At 42.5% G+C, this 18,073-nt stretch carries 21 protein-coding genes; all 21 read right to left on the bottom strand.

Annotated features, from left to right (window positions below; genetic code table 11):
* Nucleotides 1-19 precede the first annotated feature (19 nt).
* Nucleotides 20-403 carry a flagellar protein FlaG gene (locus tag G337_RS27525; protein WP_051302904.1) on the bottom strand — a complete coding sequence of 128 codons (384 nt, stop codon included), beginning with the start codon at nucleotides 401-403 and terminating at the stop codon, nucleotides 20-22.
* A gap of 92 nt (nucleotides 404-495) precedes the next feature.
* Nucleotides 496-2,409: a flagellin N-terminal helical domain-containing protein gene (locus tag G337_RS0102720; protein WP_028862514.1), complete on the bottom strand. Its 1,914-nt coding sequence runs from the start codon at nucleotides 2,407-2,409 to the stop codon at nucleotides 496-498.
* A 273-nt stretch (nucleotides 2,410-2,682) separates the two neighbouring features.
* Entirely contained in the window at nucleotides 2,683-3,369 is a 687-nt protein-coding gene (locus G337_RS0102715; protein ID WP_028862513.1) for a MaoC family dehydratase, read from the bottom strand.
* A gap of 62 nt (nucleotides 3,370-3,431) precedes the next feature.
* Nucleotides 3,432-4,136 (bottom strand): orotidine-5'-phosphate decarboxylase, encoded by a 705-nt coding sequence (pyrF, locus tag G337_RS0102710; RefSeq protein ID WP_028862512.1) that lies wholly within the window; start codon nucleotides 4,134-4,136, stop codon nucleotides 3,432-3,434.
* A 57-nt stretch (nucleotides 4,137-4,193) separates the two neighbouring features.
* Nucleotides 4,194-5,366: a lipopolysaccharide assembly protein LapB gene (lapB, locus tag G337_RS0102705; protein ID WP_028862511.1), complete on the bottom strand. Its 1,173-nt coding sequence runs from the start codon at nucleotides 5,364-5,366 to the stop codon at nucleotides 4,194-4,196.
* A gap of 6 nt (nucleotides 5,367-5,372) precedes the next feature.
* Entirely contained in the window at nucleotides 5,373-5,660 is a 288-nt protein-coding gene (locus G337_RS0102700) for a LapA family protein (RefSeq protein WP_028862510.1), read from the bottom strand.
* A gap of 335 nt (nucleotides 5,661-5,995) precedes the next feature.
* Complete coding sequence (locus G337_RS0102695) at nucleotides 5,996-6,283, bottom strand: integration host factor subunit beta (protein WP_028862509.1); 288 nt, start codon at nucleotides 6,281-6,283, stop codon at nucleotides 5,996-5,998.
* An 86-nt stretch (nucleotides 6,284-6,369) separates the two neighbouring features.
* Nucleotides 6,370-8,040: a 30S ribosomal protein S1 gene (gene rpsA, locus G337_RS0102690; protein WP_019613224.1), complete on the bottom strand. Its 1,671-nt coding sequence runs from the start codon at nucleotides 8,038-8,040 to the stop codon at nucleotides 6,370-6,372.
* 105 nt (nucleotides 8,041-8,145) lie between these two features.
* Nucleotides 8,146-8,832, bottom strand: coding sequence for a (d)CMP kinase (gene cmk / locus G337_RS0102685; protein WP_028862508.1), 687 nt, complete (start codon nucleotides 8,830-8,832; stop codon nucleotides 8,146-8,148).
* Between the two features lie 54 nt (nucleotides 8,833-8,886).
* Nucleotides 8,887-9,660 (bottom strand): MlaA family lipoprotein, encoded by a 774-nt coding sequence (locus G337_RS0102680; RefSeq protein WP_245597618.1) that lies wholly within the window; start codon nucleotides 9,658-9,660, stop codon nucleotides 8,887-8,889.
* Nucleotides 9,661-9,766: 106 nt separating this feature from the next.
* Entirely contained in the window at nucleotides 9,767-11,059 is a 1,293-nt protein-coding gene (gene ccmI, locus G337_RS0102675; protein WP_028862506.1) for a c-type cytochrome biogenesis protein CcmI, read from the bottom strand.
* Entirely contained in the window at nucleotides 11,059-11,568 is a 510-nt protein-coding gene (locus tag G337_RS0102670) for a cytochrome c-type biogenesis protein (RefSeq protein WP_157619181.1), read from the bottom strand. Before G337_RS0102670 ends, ccmI begins: the two co-directional genes overlap by 1 nt.
* A gap of 3 nt (nucleotides 11,569-11,571) precedes the next feature.
* Nucleotides 11,572-12,108 carry a DsbE family thiol:disulfide interchange protein gene (locus G337_RS0102665; protein WP_028862504.1) on the bottom strand — a complete coding sequence of 179 codons (537 nt, stop codon included), beginning with the start codon at nucleotides 12,106-12,108 and terminating at the stop codon, nucleotides 11,572-11,574.
* A gap of 2 nt (nucleotides 12,109-12,110) precedes the next feature.
* Nucleotides 12,111-14,072, bottom strand: a complete 1,962-nt coding sequence (locus G337_RS0102660; RefSeq protein WP_028862503.1) for a heme lyase CcmF/NrfE family subunit — start codon at nucleotides 14,070-14,072, stop codon at nucleotides 12,111-12,113.
* 12 nt (nucleotides 14,073-14,084) lie between these two features.
* Entirely contained in the window at nucleotides 14,085-14,555 is a 471-nt protein-coding gene (gene ccmE, locus G337_RS0102655) for a cytochrome c maturation protein CcmE (RefSeq protein ID WP_028862502.1), read from the bottom strand.
* The gene (gene ccmD, locus G337_RS0102650; RefSeq protein WP_019613232.1) at nucleotides 14,552-14,758 is read right to left on the bottom strand and encodes a heme exporter protein CcmD; all 207 of its coding nucleotides are present in this window, start codon (nucleotides 14,756-14,758) and stop codon (nucleotides 14,552-14,554) included. The genes ccmE and ccmD overlap by 4 nt, the downstream gene beginning before the upstream one ends.
* A complete protein-coding gene (locus G337_RS0102645; RefSeq protein ID WP_028862501.1) occupies nucleotides 14,759-15,523 on the bottom strand; it encodes a heme ABC transporter permease in 765 nt (254 codons plus the stop codon).
* A 33-nt stretch (nucleotides 15,524-15,556) separates the two neighbouring features.
* Nucleotides 15,557-16,225, bottom strand: a complete 669-nt coding sequence (gene ccmB / locus G337_RS0102640) for a heme exporter protein CcmB (RefSeq protein WP_028862500.1) — start codon at nucleotides 16,223-16,225, stop codon at nucleotides 15,557-15,559.
* Entirely contained in the window at nucleotides 16,218-16,853 is a 636-nt protein-coding gene (ccmA, locus tag G337_RS0102635) for a cytochrome c biogenesis heme-transporting ATPase CcmA (protein WP_028862499.1), read from the bottom strand. Before ccmA ends, ccmB begins: the two co-directional genes overlap by 8 nt.
* A 280-nt stretch (nucleotides 16,854-17,133) precedes the next feature.
* A complete protein-coding gene (locus G337_RS0102630; protein WP_028862498.1) occupies nucleotides 17,134-17,526 on the bottom strand; it encodes a DUF2802 domain-containing protein in 393 nt (130 codons plus the stop codon).
* A gap of 21 nt (nucleotides 17,527-17,547) precedes the next feature.
* Nucleotides 17,548-18,036 (bottom strand): chemotaxis protein CheW, encoded by a 489-nt coding sequence (locus G337_RS0102625; protein ID WP_028862497.1) that lies wholly within the window; start codon nucleotides 18,034-18,036, stop codon nucleotides 17,548-17,550.
* Nucleotides 18,037-18,073 lie beyond the last annotated feature (37 nt).

The following is an 18,073-nucleotide window of genomic DNA, read 5'->3' as shown; positions in this document are numbered from 1 at the left end:
CCCCGCACCGTTTTCAAAATCAGACTTTGGTATCAAACAAAATACCGGCAACATCATCCATTTTTTTAAGCAGTACCATTAGATCCTCCGATGGAATCTGGCGAATGACCTCTTCCGTTTCTACATCGGTTACCGACACAATATCTTTACCTAACTGTTCATCGACACTAAATGACAGATTACGCTGCATACTCTGCATAAATGCATTCATCTCTTCAACAACATGCTCAACCTCTTCCGGTGCAGTCGGCTTTTTTTCCTGCTCAGGTTTGGCTTCCGCAACCGGTCTTATTTCCGTTACACTTTTTTCCGGTTCGACGGATTTAGCGGTCTGCTCAGAAACTGTATTTTTTTCCATACCACTCATACTGGGTGATGCTGCCGTAACATTTAAATCAGACATATAACCTCCTATTTATTCAAGCCGTTAATGGCAAAAAAGCCCCCTATCACTAGGGAGCTAAATTATTGCCTATTTTAACCAGCTGCCCCAACTTAGCCAAGAAGAGAAAGTACACTTTGTGATGATGCATTTGCCTGCGCTAACATCGATGTACCCGCTTGTTGTAAGATCTGCGCTTTACTCATTTTTGAAGTTTCAGCTGCGAAATCCGCATCCTGAATTCGAGAGTTTGCCGCCGAGATGTTCTGCGATACATTTTCTAAGTTAGAAATTGTAGAGCCGAGACGGTTTTGAACCGCACCAAGGTTTGCTCGAGATTCAGTGATTTTATTCAGAGCATCGTCAATACGGTCGATACTGTTTGATGCGTTGGCAGCACTGGTCACGCTTAGGCCGGTACCAACAGCGGTTGAGTTACCACCTTGATCAGTCAGGCCTAATTTAGCCGTCGCTGTGGCCTTAAGTGCTTCTGTGGCAGCCTTACTGGTGACAACCACATCTTTGCCATTTTCACCGGTTAAGGTGATTGTACCAGTGGTTGTACCTGCTGTCATACCAGTACCTGCCACAATAATATCGTTACCCGCATTCGATGTTAAAACCAAGTTACCATCATCATCTGCACTTGCCACCACACCTTGCAGCGCCGCGGTACCATTAATACCCGCAATCAAATCATCCACACTGGTATCACCCGTTGTAACAATACTTGTACCATTTATTACTAAATCATTGGCGGCTTGCTGTGCATCAACATCAACCGCTGTATCCGTAACCACGGTTGTAGCTGATGCGCTAACTCCGGTTTGTGTCGAGATAGCATTAATTGCAAACGCTTTATCCGCAGCCGTTGTACCTGTCACACTGCCTAAATCCACCCCATTAATTTGAATTCCATCGACGGTTGAATCGATTGCGGTTGAGGCAACCGCGGTACCAGTTACTGAATCCGAGCCAGTTGATACGTTAAAACCAAGTGACTGAATATCTGCAGCGTCACCCGTAGTGCCTAAACCTAATTCAATTGCTTCGCCATCGGCACTGGTTAATGAAACATAACCACCATAGGTAGCAGTACCAGTTAAACCAGAACCTGTATCGGTACCCGCAAGAACAATATTAGCACCTGTATCATTACTTAAAACCAAAGCACCATCATTATTAAGCGATGCAGTCACGCCGGCTACATCCCGGTTAATGTTATCGACCAGACTAGCCATATCTGATGAATCAGAAACAGTATCAGTATTAATAATCAAACCAGAGGTTACACCTGTTGCACCAGAGACACCTTCAACCACATTATACGCGCTTGCTGAAACACCCGACAAACCTTGTACCGCATTAAAGGCAGTCGCTATGTCATCAGCAGCAGAAGTTGCCGGAACAGCAAGAGCGGCACCATTAACGGTCACATCAGTCGTCGCTGCTACAACAGCTGCCCCGCTATTAACACGCCCACTATTTAACTCACCCGTACCGGAAACAGCATTCAGATTTAAATCTTTAGTGGTTACTGCATCAATAGAGAAAGACAGGGTTTCACCTGAGTTTGCACCAATCTGCAACGTGGTTGATTTGTTTGAACCGTCTAATAAATTAATACCATTGAACTGCGTTGTTTCAGCGATACGGTCCAGCTCTGAGTAAAGCTGGTCTACTTCCTTCTGGATTGACGCTCTGTTTGAAGAAGAGTTGGTATCATTCGATGCCTGTACAGACAGTTCACGCATACGCTGCAGGATGTTAGTCATTTCATCCATTGACCCCTCTGCAGTTTGTGCCATTGAGATACCATCGTTAGCGTTACGCACGCCCTGGTTGATACCTTTAATTTGTGACTGCATACCAGTCGAGATAGCAAGACCAGCAGCATCGTCTTTTGCGCTGTTGATACGTAAGCCAGAAGATAAACGTTCCATAGCCTGGTTACTTGTCATTTGTGATTTGCCTAACTGACGCTGTGCGTTCAGTGACATTACATTGGTGTTTACTACTGCAGCCATGATGTGCTCCTTGGTTATTTATTTTCTGACTTAAGTTCTCTATAAAACTTACGAATCAGTTTGATTAAGTATGTATCTCTTATCGACCGCTTAAAAAATAACTTTAAAACTTTTTTAATTTATTTAACGGTTCATTTCAAAACAGTCGAATGTTCAGACTTAATAAGGTTATCGACAGGTCAAAAAATAACTTTAGGAAAAACGGGGAATTAATTTTGCAAGTGGAATTATATAGAAAAATTCCCGGCCCAAGCAGGCCGGGATTAATTGAGTTTAGAAGTAAACCCGCACAACAGAAACAGCGACACAGCCAGGGCGACGGGTGTTTTTTATTTCAATGGAAATCTCTTTTTCAATTTCCAGGCCACGTTTTATCGGTGTCACTTTAATCAGGCGGCTGTGCGCGCGCACCACACTGCCGGTTTTCACCGGGTAAGGGAAACGGACCTGATTTAACCCGTAGTTAACCGTCATCTTGGCACTTGGGTAGAGAGGTTTTTCCGGGTTTACACTGTCGGTTAAACGCGGCAGCAGCGACAGGGTTAAAAAACCATGGGCAATGGTTGTTTTAAAAGGCGACTCTTTTTGTGCTTTTTCCACATCATTATGCAGCCACTGATGATCTTCAGTAACGTCTGCAAAGCGGTCAATGCGATCCTGTGTAATCTCCAGCCAGTCTCCGACATGTACTTCTTCTCCTATCTGCGCCCGCAGATGCAGGAACAGTTCTCTTGCTTCGGGAGAAAGCTGTACCGGTTTTTGCGCCACATTTATTGAGCGCCCGTCTTTTAAAATCGAGTACTCTCTAACCCAGGAAAGGAGCTGGCTTTTATTAGTATGTGCTTTTTTGATAAATAATGAATAATAATCACGAATTGTCGGCGACATCCACTCTTTAAATTCAAAAGCAAATTTTTCCATAAACTCGACTTTATACTTATTAATATCGATTTTTTTCATTGAACAGTTCCAGCTTTACAGCCGCAAGATATTTCTTGCGGCCTCTGCAGTCTAAAAGATGATTAACTCAGTGTTGCATTTATTTCACTAAGTACTTTAGCCGGATCAGCAGCCTGCGTTATCGGGCGGCCGATCACTAAATAATCCGATCCGGCATTAACAGCCTGCTCAGGCGTCATAATACGGCGCTGATCACCAGCATCTGAGCCTGCAGGGCGAATACCAGGGGTGATAAGCTTAAACTCATCTCCTAATAAAGCTTTTAAAGCCTGCGCTTCATGAGCAGAACAGACAACACCGTCAAGACCGCTGGATTTAGTTAAACTAGCCAGACGCTTAACCTGCTCGGCCGGTGACAGTTCAATACCCAGCTCTTTTAAGTCTGATTCATCCATACTGGTTAAGACAGTTACTGCCATTAACAGCGGCGCTTTATCACCATACGGCTCCAGAACTGCTTTAGCAGCTTCCATCATACGACGCCCGCCGCCGGCATGAACATTTACCATCCATACGCCTAAATCAGCTGCAGCTTTAACAGCTTTGGCAACAGTATTAGGGATATCATGGAATTTAAGGTCTAAAAATACATCAAAGCCTTTATCTACAAGTCTTTTCACAAAATCAGGACCAAAATGAGTAAACATCTCTTTCCCGACTTTTAAACGACAAGCGGCGGGATCAAGTTGACTGATAAAATCCAGCGCCTGCTGCTGATCTGCATAATCTAAAGCAATCACTACTTTGGGATCTAATAACTGGCTCATTTTTTTTCCTATTTTTCTTCTATTTTCCAGTTCCCGGACAATCTCCAGGAGTTTATATTATTCGCCGTCAAGACCGCGAATCGGCTTGATCCGTCCCCAGCTTTTACAGGAAGGACACTGCCAGAAAATCTTCTTACTAGCATAGCCGCATTTCTGACAACGGTATTGAGGACGAAGCTTAATCTGCTCTGATACTAATTTTTGTAAAAAAGATAAACTGTCTATCTCATTCTTCGACTCTGCGAGCTGCAGATGATAGGTCATCAGGTGGTTAAAACCCTTCATGGTCGGATTACGGCGCAGCTCCTGGAGCATAAATGACTGCGCTTTATCAACACTGCGGTATTGAGCGATAAGTTTTGACAGCAGAATAACGGTACTCGCCCCGGCCCCTAAACTGACAATACGGTACAGATAATTAATTAACTCTTCTTCACTGCCGAGCTGATGATGAAGCTGTAATAATTTGTCTAATATCACTTCGCTAAAATCAATATCTAACTCAGGAATTACCTGCAGCGTTTTTAACGCCTTTTCCGGTTTATTTTTACTCTGGTAATACTCAGCAAGCTCTATGCTCGCGCGAATACAGTTAGGAAATACAGTTAATGCTTTCTGGTACAGTTTTACTTTCTGCTTTTCTTCCGCCGGCATTGTTAACTGCTCAGCTAGACTGCAGTACAGGTAAGCAAGTGTTCGGCGCTTAGCTTTACCTTTAGACAGCTTGTTTAATGTCTCGGTCACCGCAACGGCATCTTTCCACTCTTTCAGCTGCTGATAAATATTCAGCAAATTTTCCAATGCAACCGTTTGGTATTCAGGTGACTCTTTTAACTGGATAAATATATCTTCGCTTCGGTCAAAAAGCCCCGACTGGTAAAAATCTTTACCTAACTGCAGCAGCGCTAAATCACGCTGCTCGCGCGTAAGTGTGGGTCTGGCAATTAAATTCTGATGGATACGAATAGCACGCTCTACCTCGCCACGCTGGCGAAACAGGTTGCCTAGAGCAAGATGGGTTTCAATAGTTTCGCTATCAACTTCCAGTAACGCAATAAAATGATCAACCGCTTTATCGGGCTGATCACCTAATAAAAAGTTCAACCCCTGCACATAATCTCGACTTAACTTATTACCTTTTTTCTGATTTTTCTGGTGAACGCTGCGCACTCCCATATACCAGCCGTAAAAGGCTGCAACGGGAAGTAAGAGGAAGAATATTTCCTGCACTAAAGGTTAGGCTTTTACAGGCAGAGTGCGCAGCTGATTAAGCTCTTTACGCTGTTTTTTATTCAGTTTGCGCAGTTTTCTATTTTTCATTTTTAACTTCATATAAAAAAATGTACCGATCAGAGAGGACACCACAAAACCGATTAAAAATATAACGGCAAACAGGGTGGAAAGACGCATCTCACTTTGAGCAACTAAATAATTAATATTAACTAACTCTTGGTTTTTAAGGCCAAGAATAACCACAACCGCAAACAAAAAGACTGTCACAGCCAGAGTGAAAAAAAGTTTCATAGCAGACCTTAAGAGTTAAAGATGAGTTAATCAGTTTATTATATATTAATCAGGGAATAAATCATTGATACGGGTAGTTTACAGATTTTGTCTAATAAAGGTAAGCAAAGTGTATGCAGATATTCGCTCACAGACAACTGGCGGGCATTTTATTCAAAGCACCAGCATTCTTCGCAGTACCCTTCTTCCTGTTTATAGCGCTAGCTCATAGGCCTACAGGCATGTGCTGAATCGTTCTGCCTATTTATAAAAAAGCCGATACAGCCCGGCCTGTTGTATAAACAGGTAAACGGCAGAAACAAAAAAGGTGCTCTAAAAGCACCTTTTTATTTCACTTATGCATTGGCAGCATTTACTCGCTCTCTCAATGCTTTGCCTGGTTTAAAGTGAGGAACATACTTACCACCCAGTTCAACTTTATCTCCCGTTTTAGGATTACGTCCAACGCGTGGTCCGCGGTAATGCAAAGAGAAACTGCCAAAACCTCTGACTTCAATGCGCTCGCCGTCAGCAAGTGAATTGGTCATTAACATTAGTGTTTCTTTTACACTGTCTTCAACTTCTTTAACCGACAATTGAAAGTGCTTGCTGGTTAGTCTTTCAATCAGATCAGACTTAGTCATAACTTACCTCGTTTTCATAAATGAATGCAGTAAACCGACTCCAGTTAATGCTAATTAATGGCGGCAGTAAACTGACGCCTTATTAATTATTTGCCTTTAGCTGCATTAAACGCGTCAAGCATTGCATTACCCATGCTTGCTTCATCTTGTTGTTTTAATGTATCAATTGCTTCTTTCTCATCAGCTTCATCTTTCGCTTTGATAGAAAGGCTAATTACGCGGTTTTTACGATCAACACCAACGAATTTAGCTTCAACAGATTCACCAGCTTTTAACACTGTAGATGCATCTTCGATACGGTCACGTGAGATATCTGCAACGCGGATGTAACCTTCAACAGTATCAGCAAGAGTAACAGTTGCACCTTTAGCATCAACTTCAGAAATAGTACCTACAACAATAGACCCTTTCTTGTTTTCTGCTAAGTAATTATTGAACGGGTCAGCAGCAATTTGCTTGATACCTAGAGAGATACGTTCACGCTCTGGGTCAACTTGTAGTACAACAGCTTCGATTTCGTCGCCTTTTTTGTACTCTTGAACTGCTTTCTCGCCTTCAACATCCCAGCTGATATCAGAAAGATGTACTAGACCGTCGATGTTACCGTCAAGACCGATGAAGATACCGAAATCTGTGATAGATTTGATCTTACCAGAAACTTTCTGACCTTTATCGTGAGTTGAAGAGAACTCTTCCCATGGGTTAGCTTTACACTGTTTAAGGCCTAGAGAGATACGACGACGTTCTTCGTCGATATCAAGAACCATAACTTCAGCCATGTCACCAAGGTTAACAACTTTAGACGGGTGAATGTTTTTGTTAGTCCAGTCCATTTCTGAAACGTGTACTAAACCTTCAACGCCTTCTTCAATCTCAACAAAACAACCGTAATCAGTTAAGTTTGTAACTTTACCAGTTAGGCGAGTTGATTCTGGGTAACGCTTAGCGATTGCTACCCATGGATCTTCACCAAGCTGCTTAAGACCTAGAGAAACACGAGTGCGCTCACGGTCAAATTTAAGAACTTTAACGTTGATTTCATCACCAACGTTTACGATTTCACTTGGGTGCTTAACGCGTTTCCAAGCCATATCTGTAATGTGTAACAGGCCGTCTACACCACCTAGATCTACGAAAGCACCGTAGTCTGTAAGGTTCTTAACGATACCTTTAACGTCTTGACCTTCTTGAAGATTTTCAAGCAGCTCTTCACGTTCTGCACTGTTTTCCGTTTCGATAACAGCACGACGAGAAACAACAACGTTGTTACGTTTCTGGTCAAGTTTGATCACTTTGAATTCAATATCTTTGTTTTCAAGGTGAGCAGTGTCACGTACAGGACGTACGTCAACTAATGAGCCAGGTAAGAATGCACGAATACCGTTTAATTCAACAGTGAAACCACCTTTAACTTTACCGTTGATAACACCGATAACAGTTTCTTGGTCTTCGTATGCTTTCTCAAGCTGGATCCAAGCTTCATGACGTTTCGCTTTTTCACGAGAAAGTTTAGTTTCACCGAAACCATCTTCAACCGCGTCAAGTGCTACATCACATACATCGCCAACAGCAACTTCGATTTCGCCGGCAGCGTTCTTGAATTCTTCAGCAGGGATTGCAGCTTCGGATTTAAGACCAGCATCAACGAATACTAGGTTGTTACGAATTCCTACGATTGTACCTTTAACAATCGTACCCGGGCGAGTTTCTACCTGTTGAAGAGATTCTTCAAATAGTTCAGCAAAAGATTCCATCATCTATTTATTCACACTTATTTTATACAACCCAACACAATCCATTCGCGAGGGAGGCAAGAAAGATAACCGCTTCATCCATAAAGCAGTGTTTTTAACAGCAGGAGATTATTCCCCTGCCAGATTTAATTTCAGCTTAGTCAGCTCAAGAACCTGATTCACAACCTCATCAATTGTTAATGATGTTGAGTCGATCACTAATGCGTCTTCTGCTGGCCGTAACGGCGCAACAGCTCGATTTCGATCTCGAAAATCACGATCTTTGATTTCGCTTAAAATTTGCGCGATGCTAACATTAAAACCCTTATCTTGCAACTGATTAAAACGGCGCTGCGCCCGCTCTTCAGCACTGGCATCTAAAAATACTTTAACCGGAGCATCCGGAAAAACAACCGTGCCCATATCCCGGCCGTCGGCAATTAAGCCGGGAGCCTGGCGGAAAGCTATCTGCCTTTCTAATAAAGCCTCTCTAACAAGCTCAATTGATGCTATCTGTGAAGCTGCTTTGCCGACAGTTTCTGTTCTTAATTTATCGCCGACATTTTCCCCGCCTAACAAGGTATCAACCCCCTGACCATTCGATTGAAAAGAAACCTGCAGATTCAGCGCTAATGCAGCCAGCGCTTTTTGATCATCCAAATCAACTTTTTTCTGAAGCGCGGCAAAAGCTAAAATTCGGTATAAGGCTCCGCTATCGAGTAAATTCCAGTTTAGTTTTTTGGCCAGTATATGACATACCGTACCTTTACCAGATCCGCTTGGACCGTCGATAGTAATTAAATTAATGTTAGACACATACCCTCCTAAGGTTATTAACACAATTATTGCGCTTTTATTGAAAACAAAGCGTTAATCAATTTCATCCATAAAGTCATCTAAATCAGAATCAAACTCTTCTTCATTTATAACCGCTTTTTCTTCCATAAACAGGTTCATATCTTCACTGTTTGCATGAAATTTAAATGACTCATACTGGATATATGCTTCCTTAACAAACAGGTAGGGATCCAGGGACTGTTCGAGCAGCGGCTCCTGACCTAATAAGCTGGCGCGTTTCTCTAAACCGTCAGCCCCCCATAGAGCCAGCGTCTGCCACCAGGTAAAGTAACTTGCAGGAAAATACAAACTGTCAACAATATCGCCGACTACTTTACGCGTACTCCTCGGTCCCAATGCAGGAACCATTAAATAGGGACCGTTAGGCACATACCAGCGGCCGAGCACATTACTGAAGCTCTCCCGGCGGCGTTCTATGCCGCCTTTGGCGGCCACATCAAACAGTCCCAACAGTCCCACCGTCGAGTTAACGGAAAATCGTAAAAACGCATCCGCAGAGTGTTTAAACTCCAGCTGAATTAAATTATTAACCATGGTTGAAGGCTCTTCTAAATTCAATACAAAATTACTAACAGCCTTTCGCCCGCCCATGGGCACCCAGTCGACATAACTTGTAGTTACCGGGCGGTATATATAATTATCTAAGATCTGATAATTGAAGTCCCAAATTACCCGGTTAACCGGTTCAAGAGGATCGCTCATATGAGACTGGCGTCCGCCGTTTGCGGTCTGTGCGGACAAGCTGCTTGAAAACAGCAGAAAAATAAAAAAACAAGGTAATCGCATTTGTAAGTATATTGGCCTGAATGTAAAGATAGATGAAACAAGCATAAACAAAAAACAAAAAAAACACACGCTCAATGATTTTTCAGCGTGTGTTTTTCGGGGAGTTTTATAATTGCTGAGAAATAAGCAGTTTTATATCTGTTTCCTGACCCGCTTTAATAACCGGGCTCTCACCCTGCCAGCGGTCTGCTTTGCTGTTAACGTTACTATCAGATGAAATACGTGCTTTTATAATGAATTCAGGATAATCGCTTAACTTAACACCTTCCATCATAGAGTTAGCATCTGACAGCTCAACCGTTACCGGAAAGCTGCTTATGTTCATTTTTAAAGCTGCAATAGGCATTGCCGGACCGCCGGCTGACTGTGCAAAAACAAATAAGAAGCCGTTTTCAGGCACAGTTACTTTTTTATCAACAGATATCTGCACCTGATAAGTTTGGCCGACTGCCTGGATGGTTTTCTCTACTTTAGCAGTAGGCATAGCCTTATGTGCCTGCACAGCATCACTTTCAACAGATGCGCCGTTTATCTGCTTGTGCGCATAAGCGATACTGTCCTGCAGAATAGCGGCCTGCTCAGACTCAGGATCAATCAGAGTCAGCATTTTTTTCCAACGCTCTACTGCAGAGATATAATCCTGTTTTTCAAGTGCCATAAAAGCATACATTGACCAGGCTTCCAGCTCATTAGGATAATCCTGCAGCACTTTCATAAGCATAACTTCAGCCTGATTCTGCGAATATTCATCCCCCATCTGCATTTTTAACTGAATATAAACCAGACGAATATCTAGAGACTCAGGATCTAACTGATGTGCTTTCTTCACTGCGTTTAAAGCTAATTCGCCGTCTTTAAATACCATTGCCAAGCGGCTGTACAGCAGCCATCCGTCGGCATCATTTTCATCCGCCGCCAGCTGCGTGCGCAGGCCGAGCATAATATCTCGTAAATCCTGCTCACTCGGCTGACTGCTGCGGTCATTAAATAACTTATTCTGCAGTGCAGGATAACGCTGCAGCACATCCTGCCATTGAGCTGTCTGCTGATATGCCCCGACAGACCAGTACAGACTAAGGCTGCCGAAAACAAGCACCACCAGGCCGGGCAGCCAGATCCAGCTGCTTTTTTTAACTGCTGCAGCGGGCAGCTGTTCACTTGTATCATCAAGCAGGTTGTGCTGCAGTTCAGTAACAATTTTCGCTTTATCAACCAGAAGCCCCTGCGCTTCATCCTGTTCCAGTTCCGCTAAACGAACTTCATATAATGATTTGTTCAGCTGATTTCGACTCGCAGCATCCGCCTGAGCTTTGTTTTTTTCCCGCAAAAAAGGCAGAACAAAAACAGCACCTGCAATAATAAGCAGCAGTACAGCAGCTAACCAAAACTGTAAGATCATTATTTTTTCTCCTGCTTAGTTTTTTTATTTACAGAGGTTTTACCTGCGAGAATCTGCTCCAGACGATCAGACTCCTGCGAGTCTAGGTGATCATCCTGTTTATTCTGTCTTTTTAACTGCCCGTATAAAAAGTAAAAACCGATAAAAATAAACACAAGCGGACCTAACCATAAGAAAATAGTCGCAGGTGTCAGCGGCGGATCGTAACGCACAAAGTTGCCGAAACGGGCAACCATATAATCCACAACCTGCTGTTCACTTTTTCCCTGCTTAACTAATTCATAGGTTTTATTGCGTAAATCCTTAGCCAGCGGCGCGTTTGAATCAGATATATTCTGATTCTGACACTTTGGACAGCGCAGCTGTTTAGTCAGATCATGGAAAACCTGCTCCTGCTCAACATTATCAAATTCAAATGTTTCAATAGCACTATTAGCCCCGACGCTGATAAAACAGAGCAGTAAAATAAAAGCAGGCATTAAGTAATAACGGAATGAGCTTAACGGCATTATTTACTCCATCTCATTAAAAATTGGTAGCACAGTCTCAGACCAGTTTTTTTCGTTCAGATCACCCACATGACGGTATTGAATAATTCCTTTACTATCAATCAAATAAGTCTCCGGCGCACCGTAAACACCGAGATCCAGGCCAAGCATGCCGTTTTCATCAAACAGACTGATCTGATAGGGATCTTTAAGATCGGTTAACCATTTTATCGCTTTTGTACGGTTATCTTTATAATTCATACCTACGATATAAATGCCCTGTCCGGCTAGTTTATTTAAGAATTTATGCTCGGCATAACAGGTAGGGCACCAGGTCGCCCACACATTTAGCAGCATCTTCTGACCTTTAAAAATTGAAGAGTCATATTGTTTCTGCGGATCATAAATATCCTGCAGAGTAAACTGCGGCACACTTTGCCCAATCAGCGCAGAGTCAAGTTTACGCGGATCCGAGTACAGTCCCTTAAAGAGAAAGTAACAAACAGAAAAAAATATAACTAACGGCACCGACAGGGTCAGTATTTTACGAGTATTTGCCATAACTAGACATTCCCCTCTAATTCTTCACTCACTTTTTTAACACGATAGCGGCGATCCAGCATCATAAGTATACCGGCAAAGCCCATCATCAGAGGACCAAACCAGATCCAGCGGATAAACGGTTTATAATAAATCCGCACAGCCCACGAGCCGTCCGGCAGTACTTCACCCATAGCAATGTATAAGTCCCGTGTCACTCCGGCATCAATAGCAGGCTCAGTCATCGGCATTCTCTGTACAGTGTAAATACGTTTTTCAGCTTTCATTGTGGCTACAAATTTATCATCTTTTAACACGGTAAAAACGCCGGCGGTAGCAGTAAAGTTAGGACCGTCTGCATTTTCCAGTGCATCAAAATGGAAATCGTAATGTTCAAACGCAATACTTTCACCAACCGCTAATTTCACATCCCGTTCAATTGAGAAGTTCTGCGTCATAGTAATACCAATGATCATCACGGCAAAACCGGCATGACCGATACTCATCGCCCAATGGCTGTTACCTAATTTACTCAGGCCTTTTAAAAGCGTAAAACGGAAAGTCGCTCGTAAATACAGTTCATAACAGGTTGTCACCAGTATCCAGAAGCCGAGGAACACACCTAACAGTGCCATCCAGGTAAATTTGGACGAATACTGGAATATAAATAGAACAGCAATAACTGTACTGAGAATTAACGATAAAACTAACGGCTTCAACAGTTCGTTAATTTTCTGACGCTTCCAGCGAACCAAAGGCCCTACACCAAGAAACAACGCAAACGGCACAATCAGAATACTAAACATTTTGTTGAAAAACGGTTCGCCGATAGAGATGCTGCCTAAGCCGATCTCTTTATGCACCAGTGGTAAAAGTGTACCCAGCAAAACCACAATCAGAGCCGCAATTAATAATATATTGTTAATCAGGAGCAGGCTTTCACGCGAAAGCAGGTCAAAACGGCCGCGGCTTTTTACTTTTGAAGCCTGTACCGCATATAACAGTAATGAGCCGCCGATCACGAAGATCAAGAATGCCAGTATAAAAAGGCCGCGGGCAGGATCGCTGGCAAAGGCATGCACTGACACTAAAATGCCGGAACGAACTAAGAAGGTGCCTAATAAACTTAAGGAAAATGCACTAATTGCCAGCAGCACAGTCCAGGATTTGAAAACACCGCGCTTTTCACTAACAGATAATGAATGAATTAATGCAGTACCGGCAATCCAGGGCATAAAAGAAGCATTTTCAACGGGATCCCAGAACCACCAGCCGCCCCAGCCTAATTCATAATAAGCCCACCAGCTCCCCAGTGCGATACCGATTGTTAAAAATACCCAGGCGGCCATTGTCCACGGGCGTGACCATTTAGCCCATGCGCTGTCTAAGCGTCCCTCCATCAATGCGGCAATAGCAAAAGCAAATGCAACAGAGAAACCAACATACCCCATATACAGCATTGGAGGGTGCATTATCAGCCCCACATCCTGGAGTAAAGGGTTAAGATCTCGACCATCAACAGGAAAGTAAGGCAGAGTACGTAAAAACGGGTTTGAAGTTAATAAAACAAACAGGTAAAAACCTAATGATAAAAGCCCCAGCACAGCCAGCACCCGGGCAATCGACTCAACAGGTAAGCGTTTACTCATTACCGCAACCGCTGAGCTCCATAAGGACAGTAAAAACACCCATAAAAGCAGTGAACCTTCATGTGCGCCCCAGACTGCTGATAAACGATAATACCAGGGTAATGCCGAGTTCGAGTTTGTTGCTACATAAACCACAGTAAAATCATTGGCGATAAATAAATAACATAAAACAATAAACGCTATAGTGACAAATACAAACTGCAGATTAGTCAGTATTTTTGCAGATTCAACCGCGCTTTGGTTACGCGCATAGATACCATAAAGCGGATAAACTGTTTGTAACAGCGACAACATACAGGCTATTGCTAATGATAATTGACCAATTTCAGCAAGCATTAAACTGTCCTTCTATTTATTTTTATCAGTTTTTAAATGATCCATGCCTTGCAGAGCATCAGCAACTTCAGGAGGCATATATTCTTCATCGTGCTTTGCAAGTACTTCAAAAGCATTTATCTGTGTTGCGTTTTTCAGCTCCCCCTGCGCAACAATGCCCTGACCTTCACGAAACAGGTCCGGTAAAATACCGTCAAAGAAAACCGTCACAATACCGCCGCCGTTATCGATCAGATCAAAACTTACTTTTAAACTTGTCGGATCCCGTTTTACAGTACCGGCTAAAACCATACCGCCGACACGTAAACGCTGACCCACTTCAGGTTTAATGCCCGTTTCATTCTTACCTTTTACTATTTCAGTCGGCGTATAAAAGAGATCAATATTCTGCTGCAGAGCAAATAGAACCAGACCAACAGCCAGTGATAAACCAATCACTAATGAAGAAGTAATTATTAAGCGTTTTTTACGTCTCGGATTCATAATGTTCCTTCCATATTACTTGCATTTTTAATACGCTGCTCTCGAGCAATACGCTGTTTAACTGTTTTTAATACCATTTTTCTTTTATGCATTGTATTGATAATTAACACAATCAAAGAAAGGATAGAGATACCGTATGCTAACCATACATAAAAACCATAGCCGCCCATGGCAAAGAAATCTGCGATTGAAGTAAACGCCATTTATTTTTCTCCAGTTAATTTCTGCATATTAATATCGGTAATTAGTGCTGTTACCCAGGGGCGATGATTTTCTCTCGCTAAAATTTCATTTCTAAAGCGCATCAAAGTTAAGGTGCCTAAAAATGCCCCGAAGGCAACGATCATAATAATAAGAGGCCAGAGCATTTCTGGTGCCATTGACGGTTTCTCAAATTTACTGATAGTTGCTCCCTGATGCAGAGTATTCCACCAGACCACTGAATAATGGATTATCGGTAAATTAATAACGCCGACTAAAGTTAAAATTGAAGCGGCCCGCCCAGCTAAGACTTTATCTGAAAAGGCGTTATACAGAGCGATAATACCAAGGTAGACAAACAGTAAAATTAACTCCGAGGTTAACCGGGCATCCCATACCCACCATGCGCCCCACATAGGTTTACCCCAGGCTGCACCGGTGAATAATGCAATAAAAGTAAATACCGCCCCTACCGGCGCAGTGGCAGCCACTGTCATTTCCGCCATGCGGATCTGCCAGACTAAAGCAATAAAAGCGGCAATCGCCATGGTGGAATAAGCAGCCATAGCCATCATAGCGGCCGGTACATGAATATAAATAATACGGAAGCTGTCTCCCTGCTGGTAATCAGCTGGTGCAAATACTAAGCCCCACACCGAGCCCACTACAAATGTAATGACTGTGAGTGCGGTAAACCAGGGTAATAACTTACCAGCCAGCTGATAACTTCTTTCGGGTTTTGCATAAGGATGTAACCATTTCCACATAACTTTTCTCTATCTATTTTAATATTGTCTGTTTTAACTGACACTAACGCGTAATGAAGCGGCAATCGCGAATGGTGATAAAGTGATCGAAGCGACCAGCATGGCACCAAGAAGCGCTAACAATCCTAAATATGACTGCCCGTATGCGGCGGCATCAATAGCCATTGTCGAAAATATTAGAATCGGAATACTCAAGGGAAGCATAATTAAACTTAATAAGAGCCCCCCTTTTCGTAAACCAACCGTTAGAGCAACACCAATTGCTCCCAGTAGACTCAATATAGGTGTACCAATTAATAATGTTAAAAATAACGCCCAGTAGGTCTCAATATCAAGCGCCAGAAAGGTCGCAAGCAGAGGGGATACTAACAAAACAGGCAGGCCGGTAAGCAGCCAGTGAGCAAAAACTTTGGCGCTTACTAACCAGGGCAGAGGATACCGGGTTAGCATCAATTGCTCAAGGGAGCCGTCAATGAAATCATCTTTAAACAAACGCTCAAAAGATAACAGTGCGGCTAATAATGCGGCAACCCAGATAATACCAGGCGCAATTCGCTTCAGTAACGCAGGATCCGTACCTATGCCCAGCGGAAAAAGCGTTACAACAATAATAAAAAACCAGATTGGATTAAGAATATCACTTTGACGGCGAAAAGCGCCTTTCAATTCTTTACTGACAACCTGTGAAAATGCCTTAAACATATATATCAGCCGCCGTTTTAGTCAGTGTAATTTTTGCAAGCAGGCTTGAATCGATACTTAGATCCTGATGAGTGGTAAGCACTACAATACCGCCATTTTCAGCATGTTTAATAAAAAGCTCTTCTAAAACAGCAACACCTGACTTATCAATAGCAGTAAATGGTTCATCAAGTATCCATAACGGACAGTCATTAAGCCACAACCTCGCCAATGCAACGCGGCGCAGCTGCCCGGCTGACAGTTGAGATGCAGTAATATCTTCGTAACCTGCCAGCCCAACCTTTGCTAATACCTGCCATAGATCCGCATCCCTAAAACTTGAGTGCATCTGCTGAAAAAACTGTAAATTTTCTAAGGCTGTGAGCTCGGGTTTCACACCTGTTTTATGACCAAGATACAGAAGCTCCTGATAAAAAGATTCGCGATCCTCAGATGTTAAATTTCCGTTCCACAGTACCTGCCCTGAATATGGACTGGATAAACCAACCAGCAGACGAAAAAGGCTGGTTTTACCAACACCGTTAGGCCCTTCAACTTGTACAATTTCTCCCGGGTTAACGGTAAAACTAAGATCTTTAAATAAGATTCTATCCTCACGGACACAAGTTAACTTTTCGCAGTGAAGCATTAATACAACCTAACAAAATAAAGAGATTAGAGAGTGAATACAACCCCCGATATTGAAGGTTATTTTAAGAGTTTCGCATCCTAACACAGATATTTAAGCTAAGTAATAAAGATAAAGCGTTAATATGAGCAAGTTATTATTCTCTCAAAAGACTAGAGAAACAACAGGGATGAAAAATGCAGGAGTTACTCGTAATATAACCGGGCAGATAAAAACCCGGTTCAGGAACTAACATAGGCAAAAAATCAGTGAAGGCTAATATCCTCGGACCAACAGCAGGTTATTTACGGTGCAGGTTAAGCAGCAGTTCTGCTTCAGCTCTGGGCAGCTCACATTCTGTCATTAACTCTTCAATTGAAGCACCTAACTCAACCATTTTAACCGCACGCGTATAAAGCCGGTTTTCTGGGGCTTGTGCGACCAGATTCAATTGATTTTCTTGAGTTTTTTTAATAACAGAATCTAACTGTTGGATTTTTTTCCCCATGCCTACTGCGCCGGAATGAATCTCAGTGAACTGCTGTTTATTGGTTTCATTACTTGCTAATAAAGATTTAACAAGTACTTCTAACGCATGGGTTTTCTTAATTAGTTTGTTTATTAAATAAAGACAGATAACAAAAAAAACAAAGGCTAGCACTAAGGCCAGCCAGGGGATATATTGTAAATACATTCACTACCCGAATAATTAGATTTATAAAAGGCTTAACTCATCCCACTCTTCATCACTGAGGAGCTTATTTAAATCAACTAAAATAAGTAAACCATCGTCACGATTAGTTACTCCTTGAATAAACTGAGAGCTCTCTTCCGTTCCCACATGAGGAGCCACTTCCATCTCTGATTTTTTCAAGTAAACAACTTCAGCAACGCTGTCAACCAAAATACCAATCACCTGCTTTTCTGCTTCAATAATAACAATACGGCTGTTATCTGTAATATCAGCGGGCATCAAACCAAAGCGAGAGCGGGTATCAATTACGGTAACAACGTTGCCTCGTAAATTAATGATACCCAGCACATAATCAGGAGCACCTGGCACAGCGGCAATTTCAGTGTAACGCAAAATCTCCTGCACCTGCATTACATTGATACCATAAGTCTCATTTTCTAACTGAAAAGTCACCCTTTGGAAGATTTCGTCATCGGAAGAACTGTCTGATGTTTGGCCGTCTCTATTCATAATATTCTCTGTTCAATTGGGTTGGTTAATAGGTTAT

Origin of the sequence: Psychromonas aquimarina ATCC BAA-1526 (assembly GCF_000428725.1) — a bacterium.
GTDB lineage: Bacteria > Pseudomonadota > Gammaproteobacteria > Enterobacterales > Psychromonadaceae > Psychromonas > Psychromonas aquimarina.
This window is presented reverse-complemented; position numbering and strand designations above follow the sequence as displayed.